Below are 258 nucleotides of genomic sequence, written 5' to 3' on the forward strand. Positions count from 1 at the left end.
ACGCTGCTTAAGAAGAAACTTCGGTTTTTTCTTAAGCGGAGTGGCGGACGGGTGAGTAACACGTGGGGAACCGTATCCATCAGCGGGGGATAACACTTGGAAACAGGTGCTAATACCGCATACGGCTTTTTTTCACCTGAAAGAAAGCTCAAAGGCGCTTTACAGCGTCACTGATGGCTGGCCCCGCGGTGCATTAGCCAGTTGGTGAGGTAACGGCTCACCAAAGCAACGATGCATAGCCGACCTGAGAGGGTGATC

At 52.3% G+C, this 258-nt stretch carries 1 rRNA gene; it reads left to right on the top strand.

The annotated features are described in order from the left end of the window. Positions 1–2 precede the first annotated feature (2 nt). Positions 3–258, top strand: a 16S ribosomal RNA gene (locus BAE46_RS14175); the annotation flags it as partial.

Origin of the sequence: Glaciecola punicea (assembly GCF_001756615.1) — a bacterium.
In the GTDB taxonomy this organism is placed as follows: domain Bacteria; phylum Pseudomonadota; class Gammaproteobacteria; order Enterobacterales; family Alteromonadaceae; genus Glaciecola; species Glaciecola punicea.